This is a genomic window from Streptococcus sp. 121 (genome assembly GCF_016458205.1).
In the GTDB taxonomy this organism is placed as follows: Bacteria; Bacillota; Bacilli; order Lactobacillales; family Streptococcaceae; genus Streptococcus.
In genome coordinates this window covers 23265-44913 of record NZ_JAEMED010000013.1, presented here as the reverse complement: position 1 = coordinate 44913, position 21649 = coordinate 23265, and the positions used below count along the sequence as shown (strand labels likewise).

General features: G+C 44.3%; 21 protein-coding genes and 1 riboswitch. Of the genes, 5 read left to right on the top strand and 16 right to left on the bottom strand.

What is annotated here, in order from left to right; genetic code table 11:
- Positions 1-398: 398 nt before the first annotated feature.
- Complete coding sequence (locus JEQ21_RS04075; protein ID WP_196090779.1) at positions 399-1028, top strand: TetR/AcrR family transcriptional regulator; 630 nt, start codon at positions 399-401, stop codon at positions 1026-1028.
- 379 nt (positions 1029-1407) lie between these two features.
- On the opposite strand, the gene pulA is transcribed toward JEQ21_RS04075, so the two are convergent.
- From pulA to JEQ21_RS04055, 4 genes are all read right to left on the bottom strand, one after another.
- The gene (pulA, locus tag JEQ21_RS04070) at positions 1408-3705 is read right to left on the bottom strand and encodes a type I pullulanase (RefSeq protein ID WP_199364100.1); all 2298 of its coding nucleotides are present in this window, start codon (positions 3703-3705) and stop codon (positions 1408-1410) included.
- A 2-nt stretch (positions 3706-3707) separates the two neighbouring features.
- The gene (locus tag JEQ21_RS04065; RefSeq protein ID WP_199364099.1) at positions 3708-4664 is read right to left on the bottom strand and encodes a diacylglycerol kinase family lipid kinase; all 957 of its coding nucleotides are present in this window, start codon (positions 4662-4664) and stop codon (positions 3708-3710) included.
- On the bottom strand, positions 4664-6625 hold the full coding sequence (gene ligA / locus JEQ21_RS04060; RefSeq protein WP_199364097.1) for an NAD-dependent DNA ligase LigA: 1962 nt from the start codon (positions 6623-6625) through the stop codon (positions 4664-4666). The genes JEQ21_RS04065 and ligA overlap by 1 nt, the downstream gene beginning before the upstream one ends.
- Positions 6626-6779: 154 nt before the next feature.
- Positions 6780-7289, bottom strand: a complete 510-nt coding sequence (locus tag JEQ21_RS04055) for a QueT transporter family protein (protein ID WP_199364095.1) — start codon at positions 7287-7289, stop codon at positions 6780-6782.
- Positions 7287-7381, bottom strand: a riboswitch (PreQ1 riboswitch). It overlaps the preceding gene by 3 nt.
- Positions 7382-7410: 29 nt before the next feature.
- Between JEQ21_RS04055 and JEQ21_RS04050 the strand changes: the two genes are divergently transcribed.
- Positions 7411-7851: a GtrA family protein gene (locus tag JEQ21_RS04050; protein ID WP_196092023.1), complete on the top strand. Its 441-nt coding sequence runs from the start codon at positions 7411-7413 to the stop codon at positions 7849-7851.
- A 24-nt stretch (positions 7852-7875) separates the two neighbouring features.
- On the opposite strand, the gene JEQ21_RS04045 is transcribed toward JEQ21_RS04050, so the two are convergent.
- The 7 genes from JEQ21_RS04045 to JEQ21_RS04015 all read right to left on the bottom strand — a co-directional run bounded on the left by JEQ21_RS04045 (position 7876) and on the right by JEQ21_RS04015 (position 15191).
- A complete protein-coding gene (locus JEQ21_RS04045) occupies positions 7876-8769 on the bottom strand; it encodes a YihY/virulence factor BrkB family protein (protein WP_199364093.1) in 894 nt (297 codons plus the stop codon).
- A gap of 418 nt (positions 8770-9187) precedes the next feature.
- Complete coding sequence (locus JEQ21_RS04040) at positions 9188-10045, bottom strand: methionyl aminopeptidase (RefSeq protein ID WP_199364091.1); 858 nt, start codon at positions 10043-10045, stop codon at positions 9188-9190.
- A gap of 9 nt (positions 10046-10054) precedes the next feature.
- Positions 10055-11332 carry a DRTGG domain-containing protein gene (locus JEQ21_RS04035; RefSeq protein WP_199364089.1) on the bottom strand — a complete coding sequence of 426 codons (1278 nt, stop codon included), beginning with the start codon at positions 11330-11332 and terminating at the stop codon, positions 10055-10057.
- The gene (locus JEQ21_RS04030; RefSeq protein ID WP_199364080.1) at positions 11325-11873 is read right to left on the bottom strand and encodes a GNAT family N-acetyltransferase; all 549 of its coding nucleotides are present in this window, start codon (positions 11871-11873) and stop codon (positions 11325-11327) included. The genes JEQ21_RS04035 and JEQ21_RS04030 overlap by 8 nt, the downstream gene beginning before the upstream one ends.
- A 117-nt stretch (positions 11874-11990) precedes the next feature.
- Positions 11991-13250, bottom strand: coding sequence for a UDP-N-acetylglucosamine 1-carboxyvinyltransferase (locus JEQ21_RS04025; RefSeq protein WP_199364078.1), 1260 nt, complete (start codon positions 13248-13250; stop codon positions 11991-11993).
- Positions 13251-13403: 153 nt separating this feature from the next.
- Entirely contained in the window at positions 13404-14594 is a 1191-nt protein-coding gene (metK, locus tag JEQ21_RS04020) for a methionine adenosyltransferase (RefSeq protein WP_199364077.1), read from the bottom strand.
- Positions 14595-14720: 126 nt separating this feature from the next.
- Entirely contained in the window at positions 14721-15191 is a 471-nt protein-coding gene (locus JEQ21_RS04015) for a deoxycytidylate deaminase (RefSeq protein WP_199364076.1), read from the bottom strand.
- Positions 15192-15315: 124 nt separating this feature from the next.
- On the opposite strand from JEQ21_RS04015, the gene JEQ21_RS04010 reads away from it, so the two are divergent.
- On the top strand, positions 15316-16161 hold the full coding sequence (locus JEQ21_RS04010) for a DegV family protein (protein WP_199364074.1): 846 nt from the start codon (positions 15316-15318) through the stop codon (positions 16159-16161).
- A 137-nt stretch (positions 16162-16298) separates the two neighbouring features.
- Here JEQ21_RS04010 and JEQ21_RS04005 read toward each other — a convergent pair whose 3' ends face one another.
- Positions 16299-16661, bottom strand: coding sequence for a DUF1304 domain-containing protein (locus JEQ21_RS04005; protein WP_199364073.1), 363 nt, complete (start codon positions 16659-16661; stop codon positions 16299-16301).
- Positions 16662-16771: 110 nt separating this feature from the next.
- On the opposite strand from JEQ21_RS04005, the gene JEQ21_RS04000 reads away from it, so the two are divergent.
- Together JEQ21_RS04000 and JEQ21_RS03995 are read left to right on the top strand one after the other, a co-directional pair.
- The gene (locus JEQ21_RS04000) at positions 16772-17494 is read left to right on the top strand and encodes a pseudouridine synthase (RefSeq protein ID WP_199364071.1); all 723 of its coding nucleotides are present in this window, start codon (positions 16772-16774) and stop codon (positions 17492-17494) included.
- A 9-nt stretch (positions 17495-17503) separates the two neighbouring features.
- Complete coding sequence (locus JEQ21_RS03995) at positions 17504-18391, top strand: cation diffusion facilitator family transporter (RefSeq protein WP_199364070.1); 888 nt, start codon at positions 17504-17506, stop codon at positions 18389-18391.
- A 66-nt stretch (positions 18392-18457) separates the two neighbouring features.
- Here the strand turns inward: JEQ21_RS03995 and ltrA are convergent, their stop codons facing one another.
- From ltrA to JEQ21_RS03975, 4 genes are all read right to left on the bottom strand, one after another.
- Positions 18458-19735, bottom strand: coding sequence for a group II intron reverse transcriptase/maturase (gene ltrA / locus JEQ21_RS03990; RefSeq protein ID WP_199364069.1), 1278 nt, complete (start codon positions 19733-19735; stop codon positions 18458-18460).
- Between the two features lie 557 nt (positions 19736-20292).
- Positions 20293-20502 carry a hypothetical protein gene (locus tag JEQ21_RS03985; RefSeq protein WP_199364067.1) on the bottom strand — a complete coding sequence of 70 codons (210 nt, stop codon included), beginning with the start codon at positions 20500-20502 and terminating at the stop codon, positions 20293-20295.
- Between the two features lie 14 nt (positions 20503-20516).
- Positions 20517-21080, bottom strand: coding sequence for a hypothetical protein (locus tag JEQ21_RS03980; protein ID WP_199364066.1), 564 nt, complete (start codon positions 21078-21080; stop codon positions 20517-20519).
- 187 nt (positions 21081-21267) lie between these two features.
- Positions 21268-21453, bottom strand: coding sequence for a hypothetical protein (locus JEQ21_RS03975; protein ID WP_196966922.1), 186 nt, complete (start codon positions 21451-21453; stop codon positions 21268-21270).
- Between the last annotated feature and the right edge of the window lie 196 nt (positions 21454-21649).

Genomic DNA, 21649 nt, shown 5'->3' with positions numbered 1-21649 from the left:
GAAGTATTCTTTGTTTTACTTTCCCGTCCTTACGATATCCTTCAACAAGATAAACGTGAGTCCGACCTTCTTTGTTAGTAGTCGTTTTAATAAAAGCCATATTTCTATTATATCATACACAACCATACACAACAAGTATTTTGTGTGAAAAATGTTGAAAAAATCCAGTTCTATCAAGCGGTTGAGCTGGATTGCTTACAACACAAAGTGATAAACTCGGGATTCTATCATACTTTTGAGTCGCTTCCTAGGAAGTCATTTTATGAAAACGTCTAACAAGTTGATTTTTAGGCATTTCCTATTTTTTATTTCCCAATAAAACCAAAAGTCTTCAAAAGGGCTTACATTTTTGCTAAAGTATGGTAAACTTAAGTAAAAGAAGTTAGAAAGATACCACTATGACACAGAAACGTGCCCGATCACAAGAAGCCATTGAGCAACGCTATAAAGACATACTCAGTGCTGCACGCAAGCTCTTTCTGGTCAAATCCTATGACCAGATTTCCTTGGTCAGTCTAGCTAAACAATTGGATATTTCCCGTCCCTCCTTCTACACCTACTTTCCATCGAAGGATGCCCTTTTTCTACAATTGCTAAAGGAAGAAGGCTTGAAATTTGCGGATGCTTCTCTCCATCACTTTAAGGAAGCAAAAGAGCTACCATTATTTTGCCAGGAGCTCATTGCACTGGTAGTAGAACACCCTCTCTTCATAAAGCTCTTATCCATCCCTTTCACAAGTATTCAGTGTCATCAAACGGATGAAGAAGCCATGCAGCTACAGATAGAGGTCGTTCCTTTCTTTGAATCATTGGCTTTTATTTTCCAACAGCAGTTTCCCTCGGCCAATCAGGTCGATATTTTAAAGGCTGTGCACCAGTTCTATCTCTTAATCACCACAATCTCCAATTTTGGTTTTTTCGCCCAAATCTATCAAGAAAAAAACTTGGATTTCTTTGGTCCTATCTCATCCGCCGACACCGTTTCTTTTTATTCGGACATGCTCTATAAAATGGTTCGTGATCTATAAACTCATACTCATTACATTTCAAAATCTGAATGTGTTATAGTCTTTTAGTTTACTTTTAGTACAAGGCAGCGAGTCGTAGACAGTACTGAAGTACGGCAAGACGAGCTAACACAGTAATAAAAGATAAACTAATACTTAACTAACTTCTAAATCGGAATACTCGAAAAATTTCAAAAAGATGACTAGGAAAGCCGATGATGGTAGAACTAAGGTTCACCGAAGAGGCTTGACAACGTCAGATTTTGAAATTTAATGAGTATAAAAGAGTATAATCCTCTTCGCCGAACCCTAAGTTCTGTCTTCATCGGATTGCCTTTTCAGATTTCGAACTGTTTCGAGTATCAAAAACCCCCGATTCATTCAAATTCGGGGGCTATTTTTATACGATTTTTTCAAAAAGAGCATAGTGAAGTGGCTCTAGGTTGCCCGTTTCAAGGCTAATTTGGTTGCTGACAACCAAATTCCACTCCTCTAGTTTTTCAAGAGGTATCGGTTCTTTCACTGTTAGATAAAGGCGGTAGTCTTTTTGACTTCCAAGGAAAGTCACTTCTAATCGTCCCGCACCTTCTTGGATTGGTCCAAAGACCAATCTTTCCTCTACTTCTTCATAGGTGGAAGGACTGAAATTGCTTTCGGTTTCTTTGAGTGCAATTAGAGTTTGGATGCGATCCAGGGCAGGACCGACATGGTCTAGGCGGCTCCAATCAATTTGATTGACTGCATCTGGGGCGTTGTAGGAATTCATGGCTCGTTCTTTATCATCTTGGGTTACCTGCCCGTCTGGCCCAGTAGCTCGAAGTTTGGTCCGACCAAATTCCTGCCCGGCTTCCATGAAGGTCATACCAGGCATCAGGAGATTTAGAACGGTAGCTAACTCCTGGCGTCGCCACCGAATAGCCACATCTTCACCTGGATGAAGTTCCTGCAAAAGATCGTGAAGATTGTAGTTGTCATGAGCTTGTACATAATTTAAGACCTGAGAAGGAGTTAGATAGCTTCCCAAGTTGCGACTGGCCTTGAAGGCTTGAACAACTTGATGATCACTGCCTTGGCCACTCACAAATCCAGCTTTTAAATGGCCAAAAACTTCTGATCCCTTCAAAGCGTCGCGCTGATCATCATTAAAAAAACCGATTCTTGGCATCAAAAAGGCATTGTCTTTCTTAGCTTTCTCTTCTGGGCTAAGGACAGTGCCCATATCCCAACCTTCACCATAGAGTAGAATACGAGGGTCGATCTCGTCCATCGCTTGGCGAATCTGATTCATGGTTTCCACATCGTGAATTCCCATCAAATCAAAGCGGAAGCCGTCGACCTGATACTCCTCCACCCAATACCGTAACGAGTCTAACATATATTTTCGAAACATGGCGTGTTCGCTGGCAGTCTCACTACCGACACCCGTTCCATTTTCGAAAGATCCATCAGGAGCCATTCGAAAATAATAGTCTGGCACCAGGTCCTGAAAGGGACTATTATGAGTAGAGTAAACATGGTTATAAACCACATCCAAAATGACCCCAATACCAGCATCATGATACGTTTTAATCATGGTTTTAAGATCCCGAATCACCTGAGCTGGGGAATGGGAATGATTGGACAGACTGGATTCTGGCACATTATAGTTCTGCGGATCATACCCCCAATTATAGAGCACTTGCCCATTTGAATCATACTGCTTAAAGCGATCTGCAATGGGCTGTAGTTGAACATAGTTTACACCCAACCTCTTAATATAATCAAGCCCAGTCGCCTGCCCAGAATCTGTCTGAGCTCCTGGATAGGCAGCCCCCAAGTAAGTGCCCCGTAAGCTGGCTGGCACACCAGATGTCGGTGACTTTGTTAAATCGCGCACGTGCATTTCATAGATGACCGCCTTGGTTGGCTGGTCGATCCGCCAAGTCGCTTCCCGTTGATCCCCTAAGATAAAATTAGGAATAGCTCGATCTTCCTCTGCTAGAAGGACTGAACGCAAACCGTCTTCTGTGGCAGCCTGGGCATAGGGATCCCTGGTCAACCGATCATCAAAGTCTTGGTAAACATGGTATTGATAGGCTAGGCCACGAATGTCTGTAGTCACACGCGCATACCAAACCCCAATATCATTTTTGGCGTGATCTGTAGAAGCTACACTCCCACGCTCCATAGGATAAATCTTCCAAACCGGTGCATCATTAGCAGCAGAGGTGTAAACCACTAGGTCAACCTGTTTAGCAGTCGGTGCCCAAACTTTAAAAAAGGAAGCTTCCGACTCATAACGAGCCCCCAGCCAGCCCTGATAAGCCCAGTATTGATCAAAGCCCTGAGCATGATTAGCCATATCAAAGGCGTGGGGATTGCGGTAACGAAAACGCGGACTAGCCATAGCTGCTTGCCTGGAATAATAAAGGGTATCATCCCCCTCAATGACCCAAACCTCAGTACGAAGATTAACAGGTAAGAGTTGTACTTCAAAATCCCTGGACTGCCAGGACCAGTCTTGAGCCTTGATCAAAAACTTAGCATTGGATAAAGGGCCTTGACTATGGTATGTAAGTTCAGTCGTCATCCCAAAATAATCATAGGTCGTGAAGGAGACTTCCCTCCCCAAATCGCCATCCTTCCACTGCCACAAATTAGCGCCAGCATAGCGCCCCTCCTGGCTATGGTAGTGAATCAAAACACGGTATTCTATCATTTTTATCCTCTATCGCCCGTCAATGCTTCATCAGAAATTTCATCAACATCGGCATAAAATTCTAAGTGGTTGGGAAGTACTTCCAAATGGACTGGAGTATCACCTCCATACTCTCCATCTAAGTTGAGCATGAACTGCTGATCCCCTTCAAGAACTTCCAACTTAATTTCTTTACTTTTTATATAAATCACATTGGGATCTGAAACATGCTGCCCACCATTTATCGCTTGGATTATGAGTGACATCATATCAAAAATCCGATCCGTTTTGACAACGATGACGGTGAAATTCCCATCATCCAACTTTGCGTCAGGAGCCAGCTTTTCAAAGCCGGCAATTGAATTGGTTAAGGCTACGAAAATCAAGGAAACCTTGCCTTCAAAAACACCTTGGTCATGTTCCAATCGTACCTTCCGAGACTTTGACCGCGGCAACATTTCCGCCCCTTTAGCGACATAGGCCAAATAACCCAGCCGAGTCTTGATATTACTCGGAACACTATAGGTCAGCTCCGACAAGGTGCCTGCAGCAGCAATATTGATAAAATGTTTATTGCCATAAGCTCGGCCAATATCCATTTCAACCAATTGCTTCTGTGCAATAACCTTGGCTGCTGCTACTGGATCCCCCATAGGAATTTTCAAGGCCCTGGCATAGTCATTGGTAGTCCCGACAGGAATAAAAGCCATTCGGGGTCGCTTAGCCAGATGGGCAATTCCATTTACAACCTCATTGATAGTCCCATCTCCCCCCGCAGCAATCACTAAATCAAAACCTGCACGCGCTGCTCTTTCAGCTTCCTTTTGAGCTGAAAATGGCAGGGGGGTGGTTTGGTAGGCGGAGGTTTCATACCCGATGTCTTCAAGGACATCCAGTACATCTGCAATATAGCGTTTCATGATTTCCTGCCCAGAGGTCGGATTGTAAATCAACCGAGCTCTTTGTCTTTCTTCTACCATTACAATTCCTCCAACCAGGCTTCATCCTGAACTGGAATTCCCAATTCCTGAGCCTTGGTTAACTTGCTTCCAGCATCATCTCCAGCCACAACCAAACTGGTCTTCTTGGAGACAGACCCAGTTACCTTCGCCCCCAAAGACTCTAACTTAGCTTTAGCTTCTGCCCGTTTCATTCGACTGAGCTTTCCTGTTAAAACCACAGTTTGACCGGACAAAAGCCCATCCGTTACCGTTTTTTGTCCCAAGTAGTCCAGATTCATGCCCACATCCGCCAACTCATCGAGTAACTGCTGAGCCTCTGGATGCTCAAAATAGTGCCCCAGACTTTGCGCTACCGATGGACCAATACCATCAATTTGCACCATTTCTTCTTCACTCGCTCGGCTTAATACCTTTAGATTTTCAAATTTTTCCAATAAAAGGCGACTAGCTTTAGCCCCAACAAATCGAATCCCCAGTCCAAAAAGTAGGCGGTCAGCTGAATTCTGTTTCGATAAACTTAGGGCATCGAGTAATTTCTGACTTGACTTTTCTTGGACCCCATCCAAGGTCAGAAGCATATCTAGGTCCAACCGATAAAGGTCAGATACGTGCTTAATGAATTTCGCCTCATAGAGCTTCTCAATCATGGAGGGACCAAGCCCTTGGATATTCATGGCCGCACGGCTGGCAAAATGAACCAGGCGCTCACGGAACTGTGCCGGACACTGGGCGTTGACACAACGCAAAGCAACTTCATCCTTAAGCTGCTCCAATTCAGATCCACAGCTTGGACAGTGACTCGGAGTCGCCAAAGGTTGGCTTCCTTCTGGACGGGCTGCTTGGACCACGTGAGATACTGCGGGTATGATGTCACCGGCCTTGTAGACGACCACGGTATCCCCTTCATGAATGTTTTTTTCCAGGATATAATCTCGATTATGAAGTGTTGCGCGGCTAACAGTTGTCCCAGCCAGCTGGACCGGACTAAGGTTGGCCGTAGGGGTTACCACACCCGTCCGACCCACTGTCCAGTCCACTGAAAGCAGACGGGCCTCCTTTTCTTCTGCAGGGAACTTATAGGCGATGGCCCACTTAGGATACTTGACAGTGAACCCTAGCTCTTCTTGCATGGACAAATCATCCACCTTAATGACCATTCCATCAATCTCATACGGTAATGATTCCCGCTTATCCTGGATTTCTTGGATAAACTCCCAGACTGCTTCAATACTTGTCAGGGTTCTACGAAGGGGGTTCACCTCAAAGCCCAAGGCTTCTAAATCCACCAAGACAGCTTCCTGAGTCGTAGCAGTCCAAGGACCAGCCACCTGATACAAAAAGGTAGCCAATTGACGTTTGGCAACGACTCCCGTATCCAATTGTCGCAACGTTCCAGCCGCGGCATTTCGTGGATTGGCGAAGCTGGAAGCCCCCTCTTGCTCCCGTTCCTCATTAAGGGCCTGGAAAGCTGCCTTGGGCATGTAACACTCACCACGTACTGTGATATCTACAGCTTCCTTCAAACGGAGCGGCAAATCCTGAACGCGGCGAAGATTTTCAGTAATATCCTCACCAACTTGACCATCCCCTCGAGTAGCTCCCGCGACCAAGATGCCATTCTCATAAGTCAGAGAAATAGAGAGGCCGTCAATCTTCATTTCACAAACATAAGCGGCTTTCGGAAACTCTTTACGGACCCGTTGATCAAATTCTACCAACTCTTCATAACTAAAGGCGTCCTGCAAACTAAAAAGCGGATAAGCATGCTGGTACTTATTAAATCCCTCTAAAACTTTCCCTCCTACACGATGGCTTGGACTATCTGCCAAAACCAAGTCCGGGTGCTGGGCCTCCAGTTCTTGTAACTCTCGATAAAGCCGGTCGTATTCGGAATCCGTTACCAGCGGTCGATCCTTTTCATAATAGGCCTGAGCATAGTGATTAAGCTCTTGGACCAATTCAGTCATTCTATCTTTCATAGTTCAATTTTATCACAAATCCTTGCCTTTTTTCGTGCAAAAAAGACTGACAACTATCCGTTTATCAGTCTTTTTATTCTTCAGTCCGTAAAGCTATGCAAGCTAATCCAGTCCCAGGTTTTTAAAGGAAAGCGCCGACCTACCAACTAGTGGATTAAAAAAAGGTCCGCAGACGTTTTTCCAAGTTTTGGAAAAGGACAACTCCAAGCAAGAGTGAAACGAATTCTCCAACTGCAGTCGTAAACCAAGTCAAGAAAAGAGGTAAGCCTTGCAAAAGGTGTAATTCCAAGGCAATTGTTATCATGGAAATGGCAAAGAATAGGGCAAATGCAAAATAACCCCGATCAAAGAGGCCAAAAATTTTCCCCTTGCCAACCCAGGATTTAAACAAATAGACCCCTATTGAGACAAAGACCAAGGTCGAACCTCCACCAACGAAAACATCAATCATTCCAAAACTATAGAAATTGGCCAACATACACCCAACAGTCAAAGACAAAATATACTTGGGATGCAAAAAAGCAAAAAAATTCAGCATCTCTGATAAACGTAACTGGTAGGCCCCATAGCTCAACGCATTAAAGGGGGGCAAGACCGTTAAGAGAACATAGAGTGCTGCAACTAGGGACATCTGAGCCCAATCTCGGGTTGTCAAAGATTTCATAAAAACTCCTTTAGCGGCTCCACCGCTTATAATATGCTTGACGAAAGAAGGAAGCGTCAAGGGTTGTTCCACAACTCCCCAAGTATAGCACAATTTCTGTCTTTGTGGTAGACTAACATTTATGAAAGCATTACTAAAAAAATTTTTTAACAACGAAGTTTTGTCCTATCTCTTTTTTGGAGTTCTGGCGACAGTCGTCTACCTGATATTACGGACAAGTTTCTTTTATTTAACCCAAGCTGCGGTCTTGTCTACAGCGGTAGCCAATATTTTGACGATTCTCTTTGCTTTTATCACCAACGATCTCTTTGTTTTTCAGCAAGCCAAAGATGGTCGCTGGCAGCGCTTAGTCAAATTTTTCATGGCCCGCTTAGGCACCTTGGTTTTGGACATTGCTTTGAGCTACTTCTTCGTGACCCTCTTTCCGGGGATTATTGGGCAATTTGTGAACCAGGACCTCCAAGCTGTCAATGCCATTGTGGCGCTCTTCTCTCAGGTCTTCATTATTGTTCTCAATTACGTGCTAAGCAAACTATTTGTTTTTACCAACAAGAAAGGCTAGGATTTTTCGTCCCAGCCTCTTTTTTTATTTTAGATATGATTTACTCTCAAAATCGCCTTCCTGCACAAATTGGTAGGAGGCGTTTAATACGGCGCCAATAATTAAAATCCGCCCTACTAAAACGAACCAAAAAATAACAGCGAAGAGGACAACAGAACCGACCAAACGATAATCTGTAAAGCGGCCCATGTACCGAATCAAATATTGGTTAATCAAGCCATTAAAGACGTAGAAAAAGCCAGTGACTAAAAGAATCCCCGGAAGGGTATAACGGATACGTGTAATCCGAACATTGGGCAAACTGAAATAGAGAAAGAAAAGCAATATTAGCAGAGGAACAAAGCTCCAGTTACTGAGGCCTCGAATGAGGTCCTCTAAGGGCAAATAATCTAAATTCAAGAAGCTCTTCAACGTCTCCAACAAGTAACTGCTAAAGAGAGAAAGAAAGCTTAAAAAAAAGATTACTAATTGTAAGAGGACTCCCATGACTAAACTCAGTATCCGCGACACTAGATAACTGGTTCGCTTCTCCACTCCGTAAACCTTATTGAAACTTTGCTCGACCATCCACATAGCTGAAGACAGAGTCCAGAAAGCCGAGATCAAAGCTATACTCCAAAAACCAGTCGAAGGTTTTGAGAGTACTCCCTCTACCACTTGGGCTAAAGAGGGATAGAGACTCTCTGGAACCCAGGCTTCAAGATAAGACAAAATATCTCCACTATCAATCGGCAGGTAGGGTAAAAGGTTGGCCACTATCAGAAAAAATGGAATCAGGGAGAGCATCAAATAGTAGGCAATGGCGATAGCCATTACTTGACTCCCCGCCTGACCATAAAAGCGGATTCCCGCTTGTAACCATGGTCCTTGAAGTAAAGTCTTCCCCCAGTCTAGGAGTGCATGCAGTTGTTGTTTCATTTTTTTACCTCTACCGATAGCGCCCCTAACTGATCAAGTCACAAACTTCCATCATCCTTTAATCTAGTCTAGCCATAATCGGTAATCTTATACTCATTGAATTTCAAAATCTGACTTTGTCAAGCCTCTTTGATGAACTGATTGATTGCGTGCCTTGCACGCTTCATTAACTTCCTGCGGAACTAATGTATTTGATTCAATTTCACACATGAAATATCGCATAACCACACTGAAATATCTTGTGACTCAGTCTTTTTTTTCAAATGATAACCCCGATGAATCTCAAGTTCCGTCACTGTTTTGAAGGAAGTCTATTGATAAAATTCAACAAGTCTCCCAGACCAGTTGCACTATCATCAGCTGTCCTTGTCATTTTTTGAAATTCCGCGAGTATTCTGATTTTGAAATTCGTTAAGTATTAATAAGTTCCTTCTTCCCCTTGACTCGTCAAAATAACTGGCCCATCCTTGGTAATCACGAACTGGTGTTCATATTGGCAAGACCAGCTACCATCAAGGGTTTTGTGGGCCCAACCCGTTTTCATATCAGTATCGATTTCCCAAGTACCTTGGTTAATCATAGGCTCAATGGTTAGAACCATCCCCTCTTTAAGGCGGAGACCACGACCAGCTCGACCATAATGGGGGACGTTGGGCTCTTCGTGCATGGTTGGACCGACTCCATGCCCTACCAAATCTCGAACCACACCGTAACCTTTGCTCTCAGCGTATTCTTGAATCGCAGCTCCGATGTCACCTAAGCGATTGCCAACTTGTGCAGCCGCGATTCCACGGTACAAGCACTCCTTAGTGACGTCCATCAGCTCTTGAACTGCTGGTGTAACCTCCCCAACGGCATATGCCCAACAGGAATCTGCTACCCCTCCACGGAAATCTTCAGACAAACGACGCATTGTTGGTACATCATCAAAATCCAACTTGGAAACATCCAACTCAGTCTTATCGACTAAGCCAACGACCATATCCACCTTGATCAAGTCGCCATTCTTTAATTTTTGATGACGAGGGAAAGCATGGGCCACTTCATCGTTCAATGAACAACAAGTTGCATAAGGATAGTCCATTAAATGCCCCTCAACCCCAATTTGCAAAGGCAGCGCATTGTCTTCCTTGCAACGGCGACGGACATACTCCTCAATTTCCCACATATCAATTCCTGGCTTAATCATATCTCTCAATCCACGATGTACGCTCGCCAAGAACTCCCCACTCGCCTTCATTAACTCAATTTCTCGCTGTGATTTTAAGGTAATCATCTTCTCTCCTCATTGAACTGTAATTTCTATTGTAACTTGAGCAACTGCCTGCTCATTTTCCTTAAATAATAATTGTAAAACGCGACTAGACCGACTTTGGTGCAAGAGGCGGACCACCACAAGCAACTCCTCTTCCACTTCTATGGTCTGAAAAACATGGACCGAAGCTGAAGTCAGAAAGAATCCAGAGCCGGCTAGCGCCAATTCTTTCTTAGAGACCTGTAGGGCAACCTCAGTCAAGACTCCCGCAGCCAGACTCCCCTGCTCATCCAAAAGCGATGGGTCTACCCGCAAGCGGTAGTCCGAACCTAGCTTCTCCAGGTGCGGGCGAACCTGCTCGGAAAATGTAGCCTTTAACTGGGTCCCTTCCTGTGACAAAAGGGCAATTACATCCTCTCGGGTCAGAACTCCTAAAAGTTGATTTTCGTCATCTACAACCGGCAAAAGCTCTACTCCCTGGTCCATCATCTTCCGCTGGGCCACGGCCAAACTCGTATAGGCTGCCACCGGTAAAAGGCTATTCGTCAACACCGATTCCAAAACCACACTACCAGCCTGACCACCTATATCCTGGAGCCGGACCACACCAAGGTATTGTCCAGTCCCGTTGACGATAGGAAAGGACGAAAAGTGCTTCTTCTGAACCATGGCCAAGAAATCTCTGACTAAATCCTGATCGGTCAATACTCCATAAATATCACTCGACCGGTAACCATCCGCGACGGTCATAATGTGGGCCTTGATTTGCCGCTGGGAAACCGCTTGGGAAATCTGACTAGCCACCTGATAGGTATCTTCCCCACTTGATAGAATGGGAATGGATAGGGAATTCGCCAAGGCAAGAATCTCTTCAGTCACAGGAAACCCTCCGGTTACTAAAACCGCACAATCATGGTGCAAGGCCAAACGCTGAACTGAGGTCCGATCACCGACGATTACTAAGCCGCCATCCTTCAAATGTGTGACCACATTCTCCCTGGACATGGCTCCAATACTAAAGGCTGAGAATTCCTTCTGTAAACCTGCCTCTCCTGCTAAAACTCTTGCTTGGGTGACCTCCACAATTTCCGCATAGGTTAGGGGTGTCTGGCTTTCCTCTCGTGGTGCCACTCTGACAGTCCCACTTCGAGGCCGTGTTTCTACCCAGCCCCGTGCCTGGGCCTCCTTGATAGCCCTGTAGGCGGTTCCCTCACTAATTCCAAGGAAATTTGCCACACTACGAACACTGACCTTGCGGCCAACCACCATAGATTCTAAATAATCTAAGACATCCTGATGCTTACTCATAGCGTCCTCGCTTTCGTCGGAATTCTAAGTAGTCCCGCATTTTCCGACTATAGCGATCACTACCTTTGAATTGGCGTAAAAGTTCAAAGCCGGCTTTCTGGGCCACCCGCTGGCTGGCCGTATTTTCCAAGTGTACCTGAAGACTCAGGGATTCCAAGCCACCTGATTCCAGCAAGATCTGACAAAGGTGACTTAAAGCTTCCGCCATCAGGCTCTGACCCCAATACTTTTTATGTAAAAAATAGCCAACTTCTGCCTGCCTTAGCGATTCTTGGATTTTTTCCAAACGAATAACCCCTATTAGCCGATGCTCATGAGGATCCTCCAAAACCCAAGTCCCAAGTGGATGTTTAAGAAAAGCATGAGTCCATAAATGGAGACTCTCTTCCCTACTTGCCTGAGCTGGAAAAATGTAGGTTACATTTTGTGGATCGCTAGCCAACTCATGAAAAGCGGCCAAGTCCGTTATGAGAGGGGGGCGCAAAAACAGGCGGGGCGTCTCTTCAAAAGAGTGTTGAGCTAAATGAGTCCAAATAGTCATATTGGCGCCTCCTTGGTCCAAAAGAAAAGAGCTAGGACATGCGCCCTGCCCTCATCACATTCATTGGTTACACCTGTAACGATGGAAGTTCAGGCCAATTGGTCTCTTACTTAGGATTTATTCTTCCACTAATTCGATAGAAGCACCTAAGTTCCGCAATTTTTCAATAATGTTCGAATAGCCACGTAAGATAAATTCGACATTGGTAATTTCAGTCTGCCCTTGAGCCATCAAACCAGCTGTCACAAGCGCAGCACCTGCACGTAAATCCGTAGCTTTTACCGGAGCGCCATGCAATTGATTGGGACCTTCGTAACTAATCTGATTCCCAACAGTTGTAATCGTCGCTCCCATTCGGGCCAATTCTGGCACATGGTTGACCCGCTTTTCATAGATGGTATCCATGATTAAACCACGGCCCTCAGCTTTCAACAGCAAAGGAGTGATGGGTTGTTGCAAGTCCGTCGCAAAACCAGGATAAGGGGCTGTTTTAATATGAATCGCTTTGAGGCTGTCTTGTTTCTCGACGAAGACACTATCTTCAGAAACAGTCATACGAACCCCCATTTCTTCCAACTTGGCAATAAAACCTTCCAAATGCTCATAGAGAACATTGGTAATTTTTACCCCTTCCCCAACGGCAGCCGCCATGGCGATATAGCTCCCCGCTTCAATTCGATCTGGAATCACCTGGTGACGAGTGCCATGGAGGCGTTCCACTCCTTCAATGGTGATGACATCTGTCCCTGCCCCCCGAACATGGGCTCCCATATTGTTGAGAAGGGTCGCCACATCGATAATCTCAGGCTCACGCGCCGCATTTTCAATAACGGTCTTCCCTTTTGCTTTGACAGCTGCTAGCATCGTATTGATGGTAGCCCCCACGGAGACCGTATCCATGTAAATCGTAGCTCCATGAATTCCCTGACCATCCGTTGTCAAATGCATGGAGTTTCCTTCATAAGTCATCCGGGCCCCCATGGCTTCAAATGCCTTCAGATGGAGATCAATGGGCCGAGGACCAAGGTCACAGCCTCCAGGCAAACCGACAGTCGCCTCTCCGAAGCGACCTAACAAAGAACCATAAAAATAGTAGGAAGCCCGAAGCGAATTGATTTTTCCATAAGGCATGGGCATGGATTGCACACCAGAAGGATCTATCTCCAAGGTATCTCCTTCACGTTTGACCTTAGCCCCCATCACTTCCATAATATCAATCAAACTCGCGACGTCAGAAATATCTGGCACGCCGTCTAAAGTCACCACATCATCCGACAAAATAATTGCTGGAATCAAGGCCACTACACTATTTTTGGCACCTGAAACAGCCACCTCTCCCTTAAGAGGTCGCCCGCCATTAATCACAATTTTTTTCATGTTTTAGACTCTTTCTTGAAACTACTAAAAAAACCAGACGGTTTGGCTTGATTATACCACATTTCCACCTAGCTTGCTAGGCTTGGAAATTGACCTCCGTTTTCAACACAAGAAAAAACTACCGGCAACGATTAAACCAGTAGTTTCTTTTTGTTAATTGAAAAAGCCTTGAAGGGCTTGGACCTTATCCAGACGTTCCCATGGTAAATCGAGATCTTCTCTTCCCATGTGACCATAAGCGGCTGTTTGCTTATAAATTGGTTTCTTCAAATCCAACATCTTGATAATTCCTGCTGGACGCAAGTCAAAGTGAGCTCGAACTGCTTCTTCAAGAGCAGCCTCATCTTTTTTGCCCGTTCCAAAAGTGTCAATTCGAATAGACACTGGCTGAGCTACCCCGATGGCGTAGGCCAATTGCACTTCAGCCTTATCCGCCAATCCAGCGGCTACAATGTTTTTGGCAATGTAGCGAGCAGCATAGGAGGCAGAACGGTCCACCTTGGTTGCATCTTTACCAGAGAAAGCTCCACCACCATGACGAGCTGCCCCTCCATAGGTATCGACAATAATTTTGCGTCCGGTCAAACCGGAATCCCCTTGTGGGCCTCCGATCACGAAACGTCCGGTTGGATTGATGAAGTAACAGGTCTCCTCATCCAAGAGTTCCGCTGGAATCACCGGAGCAATGACTTCCTCCTTGACCATCTGGGCCAAATCTTCATAAGCAACTTCTGGATCATGCTGAGTTGAAATCACGACAGTGTCCACTCGAACCGGTTTGCCGGCCTCATCGTATTCTACTGTCACCTGACTTTTAGCATCGGGTCTCAGATAAGAAACTTGACCAGACTTCCGTAAATCGGCCAAACGCTTCACTAACTTATGGGAAAGTGAAATAGCCAATGGCATTAACTCTGGTGTCTCATTCACCGCAAAACCAAACATCAGTCCTTGGTCCCCAGCACCAATCTGATCCAAAGGATCCTGTCCTTGCCCTTGCCGAGTCTCTAAAGAAGCGTCAACACCTTGGGCAATATCTGGTGATTGCTCTACCAAGGATGGGTGAACCCCCACCGTTTCAGCAGAAAAACCATATTCCGTATTGGTATACCCAATCTCGGCAATGGTATCCCGAACAATCCGGTTAATATCCACATAAGCCTTGGTCGAAATTTCGCCAAAGACATGGACAGAACCCGTGTAGACCGCTGTTTCCGCTGCTACATGGGCATCTGGATCCTGTTCAAGAATCGCGTCCAGAATGGCATCAGAGATTTGATCGGCGATCTTATCCGGATGGCCCTCTGATACAGATTCTGAAGTAAACAATTTACGTTCAGACATATAATGTCCCCCTTTTAATTAAAATTCGTTAAAAAGTTACAAAGAACTAGTCAAAGACTACCTTTTCGGGACTATTTAACTTTTCCAGTCTACCATATGATAGCCAGAAAGTAAAAAAATTGACGGCTATTGGAAGAATCCACTTTCCTGCACAGCTTTCTGTACTTGATCCAATGGGATTTGTAAGAGGGTGACTCCTTTTTGTTGGTACAATTTTTGAGCATAGTCATCCATTCGGTAATCATGGATATAAACCACCCGAGAACACCCAACCTGCATTAACTGTTTGGAACAATTTAGACAGGGAAAATGGGTGACGTAAGCCGTAAAATCTCTTGGGATTCCACGCTCTGCACCTTGTAAAATCGCATTTACCTCGGCATGCAAGGTCCGGACACAGTGCCCCTCTACAACCAGACAGCCCTGGTCCGTACAGTGTTCGGTTCCGGAAACGGAACCGTTATAGCCAGTGGAAACTACCTTATGATCGTGGACCAAGACCGCCCCAACTTTAGCGCGGTTACAGGTTGAGCGGTTGGATATTAAAAGTGCCTGAGCTGCAAAATATTCATCCCAGGCCAGTCGTTGATGTGTCATACCTTTTCCTCCTGAGTACAAGCCAATTATAGCATATTCCCTTTTTCTTTTGATTTTAGCTTAAAATATGATATACTCAAAAAGACAAAAGTACAGCAAGTGTACAATTTTAAGGAGTAACGATATGAAGTGGAAAATTATTGCGGACTCGGCGTGTAACTATCGTCAGTTGGAACACCTCGCGCCCAACACAAGTTTTGAATCGATTCCTATGTATGTGCAAGTTGGCGATAAGACCTTCGCAGATAAACAGAGCTTAGATATTGATTTTATGATGGAGGTCATGTATGCCAGCGAACAGGCTTCGAAGTCAGCCTGTCCAAGCCCAGACCAGTACCTCCAAGCCTTTGGGGATGCTGACACCATCTTTGTAGTGACCATTACTGGTGCCCTATCCGGCAGCAACAATGCTGCGCGATTAGCACGAGAAATTTATCTAGAAAGCCATCCAGATGCCAAGGTTCACGTGATTGACAGCCTTTCAGCTGGTGGTGAGATGGATCTCTTAGTCTACCAAATCAATGATTATATCAAACAAGGGTTGACTTACCCTGAAATCGTCGCTGCCATTGATGATTATCAAAAACAAAGCAAATTAATCTTTGTTCTTGAAAAGGTGGATAATCTGGTCAAAAATGGCCGCCTCAACAAAATTGTTGGGAAAGTTGTTGGCCTCCTCAACATCCGCATGGTCGGCCAAGCCAGCAGCAAAGGGGAACTCGAACTCCTTCAAAAAGCGCGTGGAAATAAAAAAGCCGTCTCTACCACCTGGGCAGAAATGCAAAAGGCGGGCTATCAAGGCGGTCGCATCCACATGTCACACCGCAGCAATCCTGATTTCTGCCAGGATCTAAGCAAACTCGTTTGGTCTGAATACCCTCAAGCCGATATCCACATTCTCCCAACGTCAGGAATTTGTAGCTTCTACGCTGAAGAGGGTGGAATCCTGATTGGTTACGAGACAAACTAATTCTAAATAAAACTCTAAATATAGAAAAATAGCTTAGAATCAGCTTTTATAAGACAATGATTCTAAGCTATTTTTATCTGCTCAAAATGGAACAAGAAAATCTCTCCTACCTCAATAGGCTTTCCCTATATTTTAAATTAGAAAAACAAGAGACTCAAAAGTGCCAAAAATGGAAGTGTTCCTTGTTTCATCAAAATAGATGGGCTACTAGTTGCTCCCCCATAAGCTGCAGCAACTAAGATATTAACCAAAAATACCGCTGCCACTTCACGTCCATTTGGGCTAAAAAAGGCTGCATAAAGAAGTGCCAAACCAATAAAACCATTATAGACCCCTTGATTTTTCATCAAAACATTCATGGCTTTAGCTTCTAAAACCTCTTTTGAGATTGAAAAAACCTTGCTGGTTCTATCAGAAGTAGTTGCTAGTGTCTCTAAATAAAAAATAAATAGACACAATGCAGCTGAGAGAGTCACCAAAACTTGTGAAATAATTGACATAAAATTCTCCTTTCAAAAACTTTACCAGTATAGCAAAAACCAATGTCCTCTTCAAGCACAAAAACTTGAAAAAACGCTTCCCTTTACAGAAAATTTGTTACAATGGAGGCATGAGAATCGATCAACTGTTGGCCAACACTTATAGCCGAAAAGACATGAAGCGAGCCTTAGCTAAAGGGCAAATTCTAGTCGACGGCAAGCCCTCAAAATCCCTAGCTCAAAATGTCGACACGGATCTTCAAGAAGTCACGATTGAGGGGAAGCCAGCCCCATCAACTAACCACCACTATTGGTTACTTCACAAACCAAGGGGTGTCGTTACCGCCAACCAAGATAGACACCACGCTACTGTTTTTGATTCCCTAGCAAGGTCGGATTGGAATCCTGACCTCTACGCGGTCGGTCGTCTGGACCGAGACACCTCAGGACTACTCTTGCTTACTGACAACGGCCCACTTGGCTACCAATTACTCCACCCTGATGCCCATGTCACCAAGACCTACCAAGTCCAGGTCAACGGTCCTCTGCATACCGACCTGCCAGACCTCTTTGCGACAGGCATCATTTTTGACGATGGCTACCAATGTCTACCGGCAAAACTGACCATCCAAGATTCTAACCCCAACCAGAGCCAAGCCCTCATCAGCCTGGCCGAAGGTAAGTTCCATCAGGTTAAAAAAATGTTCCTAGCCGTTGGTGTCAAAGTCATAAGCCTCAAACGAATCCAATTCGGTCCTTTCCAATTGGATACAAGCCTTCCCTACGGAAGCTACCGAGGATTAACTGCAGACGAAAAAACTCAACTAATTCAGCTTTTAGAAGCAACTAGATAGGAAAAAATTATGAAAAACAGCTCTAAAACCACCTTTATCGCCTTTATCCTAAACCTCTCCTTCGCCATTCTTGAAGCCATTTTCGGCGTGCTTTTCCAGTCTTCTGCCGTCCTCGCCGACGCAGTCCATGATTTTGGAGATGCCATGGCGATTGGACTTTCAGCCTATTTGGAAAAGATCTCTGACAAACAGACCGACCTGCGTTATACCCTAGGCTACAAACGCTACAGTATCTTAGCAGCTCTGGTCACCGCTACCATCCTCATTACCGGTTCCACCATCCTGCTCATTGAAAATACACCGAAAATTTTCAACCCACCAGTTGTGAACAGCCAAGGAACCCTTGTCCTAGCCATTTTAGCCATCCTCATCAATGGCTTGGCTGCCCGCATGGTTCACAAAGGTGAAACCGCCAACCAGCAAATCCTCACCCTCCATTTCCTAGAAGATATCCTCGGTTGGGTCGCCGTCCTCCTCGTCAGCATCGTCCTCCAGTTTACCGACTGGTATTTCCTCGATCCCCTGCTCTCCGTTGCCATCTCCCTTTTCATCCTCAGCCAATCCCTTCCTAAATTCCTAGCCAATCTTCAAATTTTTCTTGAAAAAGCGCCAGAAGACCTCAATCTGGAAGGTTTACGCGAGCAACTCGAAAAAATGGAAGGCGTCTACCAAGTCAACCAGCTTAACGTCTGGACCATGGATGGCTTGCGCCACGTTGCGATGCTGCACCTCCACATCGCCCAAGGGACAGATGAACGCCTCCTCAAAGACCAAGTTCACCACCTCCTACAAGCCCAAAACATCGAAGAAAGCGCCGTCGAATTCGACTACTCCAGCTTCGAGCACCAACATCACACCGAAAAACTCGACATCCACGACCACGGACATCATCATTAAAATCGAGTAGAGACTAATAGATAGTCCCTCTCACACCACCGTGCGTGCCGTTCGGCACACGGCGGTTCAGTTAACTTTTAACGCATGTCGTTTTAGGTAGTAATCGAGACAGCTGACCAGTCCTCGTTTGGCGAGGACTGGTTTTGATATTGCTCTCTTTAATACTGACTTTTGTGCTACTAGTTGATAATGGTCACCCCAACCTGACACTTTGTCCGCTATCCATCTAGGAACTCCGAGTTTCAGTAAGCCCCATAGGCGACGTGACTTCTTTTTCCACTGTTTCCAGATAATTACTCGTATTCTCGTTCGAAGTCGCTCATCTACTTTTGACATCACCGTTTTCATGTCCGTGATTGAAAAATAGTTGACCCAACCTCTGATGACAGAGTTTAATAGTGTGATTCGTTCACTCAAGCTAATACTCCATTTTCTCGAAGTCAGTTGCTTAAGTTTCCTCACAAACTTCTGCACACTCTCTTTATGAGGACGGCTGTGCCAACCCTTTGGAGATTTCCAGAAGCCATAGCCTAGGTACTTCAGTTTGGTTGGGCGGACAATTTTTGTCTTCTCCATATTCACCTTGAGACCTAGTCGTTTCTCAATAAAGCGACTGACTGAGTACATAACCCTCTTAGCCGCAGCTTCACTTCCGACTGTGATAACACAATCATCCGCATAGCGTACGAAACGCAGTCCCCGTTTTTCCAATTCCTTGTCTAGTTCATTGAGCATAATATTAGACAAGAGAGGAGATAGATTTCCTCCTTGAGGTGTTCCTACTAAGGTTTTCTGGCGCTGAACATTTATCACAACACCTGAATGAAGGTACTTTCGGATGAGGGACTCAGTATCTCCATCCTCAATGACACGATGGACCAATGACATAAGTCTATCCTGTGGAACTGTGTCGAAGAATTTCTCTAAGTCTATGTCTACAATCCATTCATAACCATCATTCAAATATTCCAATAACTGGATTAAGGCTGTCTCACAAGAACGGTTGGGACGAAAGCCATAGCTATAGTCTGAAAAGTGACTTTCAAAGATTGGACTTAAAACCTGTACAATGGCCTGTTGAATTATCCTGTCCATCATGCTTGGAATGCCTAGCTGACGAACACCTCCATTAGGCTTCGGGATTTCAACTCGCAGTACTGGCTGAGGTTTATACTTTCTTTCCAATATCTGCTTTTTGATTTCTCGCCAGTGCTCTCTCAGGTAATCATCAATCGTATCAACTGTGACACCATCAATACCTGCAGAACCCTTGTTGGCTTTGACCTGTTTGTAGGCTTCAAGAAGATTGTCTCTTGATAATATCTGGTCTAGTAGTTTAGACATGTGTGTATTCCTTTCTTGTTTCGCTATCTGTAGGACATCTTAAATTGGTGAACCTTCCTCTAGTCAATACGTGACCGCCTCCAGTTCTATCAGACCCTTAGTGTTACAGATACAAGTGAAGTAGGTATACTTCAGTTAACTGTTCACCCCTTCGCTCCACCTCCATTACAGAAGCTTCTTCACTACTATGGGTTCGGCTGACTTCTTGTCGTTCGTTGTTACTAGGCTTTTACCTCGACAAGACCTCACGGGATAAGTCGTACATCTTTCCTCGTTTACTCTCATGATTTACGCATATAGGTTACGACTACCTTCTTGGACTTTAGAGTTTCTGGCCTCCTTATCCCCTATATACGCCTTAATATCACATTTCTATTCGTAGAGCCACGATTTCGCTATCCCTTCCTCTCCCCGCTATCTCACGATAGTCAGGCTTGGGAGTCGCTATTGGGTTCACCGGTAGCAGGTGCCCACAGAGGACTTACACCTCAGATGTACGACATGCCCGTCGTACCAGAAAAAGTCTGGCAGACTAATAAACTGCCAGACTTTTTCTGTTAGGCTTCCTCTTCCAAACTCGCCAGTAACTGACGCTCATATTCCGCCATCCACTCTAAATCTCCTAAATATTCACTCGGCAATGGAAGTTCATCAAATCTTTTAAAAGACCCATCTCTAAAATGAATTCCTGGAGTGGGGGAATCAAATTTGTATTCGAAGCCATACTCATCAAAGAGTTTAGCTAGTTCTTCTCGTGTAAGATTCATAAACTACCTCCAAACTAGATATCTAGAATTTTTATCCTAGAAAAAGGAATGATGGACTGATCAAACACACACAGTTGATCCGACAACTGCGCGAAGCGACTCAATCCAATCGCCTTTTTCGTAGATAAAAAGGTTCGACGAACAGCCTTATACTGATTATTAACCCTAAAAAAATAATCTAGAAGAAAACAATGAAAATTCTGAACTTCCAATTCACTAAACTCTACAAAAACCTTCCCAAAATTAAAAAACAATTCTTCCGCGAATTTATCTAAGATTTCTAAATCTCGAATTGAATTTAAATTTAGCAGCTCATTTCTAGAAATCGTTAACGGAAAATATAAAACCGCTGGTAAGTTCGTTTCCCTATGACCATCCTTACCGGCCCACCACTTGGCTTGATATTCATCATCCACGAAAAAATAAACACCATTCCCTAACCAGTGATTAGGACGCGGCCGAAATCGAAATTCTTGTTCCAAAAATATAGACTTAGCATTTTCTAACTTAGTCCCATGAAAACAACCCAAAGTGATTTTCCGTTCCTCATTCAACACGACCATCCTATTTTTTATCATATCAAATCCCTCCAATTTAACCAAATCATAACCTAAGTTCTCACTTATTTATTCGGAGGAAAAATCGGACGTGATTCCTAAACCATAGAAAAAAGCAGCAAATCACTATCAAAATATTGATTTGCTGCTTCGTGTAAAATATCAAACTAAAGTAAATAGATAACAGGGATTTTCCAAAATGGATTTCTCACTTCTTAAATCTCTTTCGATACTCATCTTCAATGATGGCGTTTCGCTTCGCTTTCATAAAAGAAGATGAATAAGGTGTAGTAAGAAGAGCAAGAAAACCAACCACTACAAATAAGCCAATTGAGAATACAATCTCTTCAGTAGTCCAACCTTCCATAAAATCAAACCAATATTCTAAGTTCATACTGGGAGACCTCCTTTATATAATTGATGTATTTGTCAAGTATCAAAAATACGAAGCACTACAATATTAATAAAACGTCGTCATGCGAACCCCATTGAATTCTTTTAATGGAGTTCCTGATGAATGATTACAATTTATCATATTCTTTGTTCTAATACAAGAATAAAACTGTTAATGTTTTTGGTTATTTCACTTA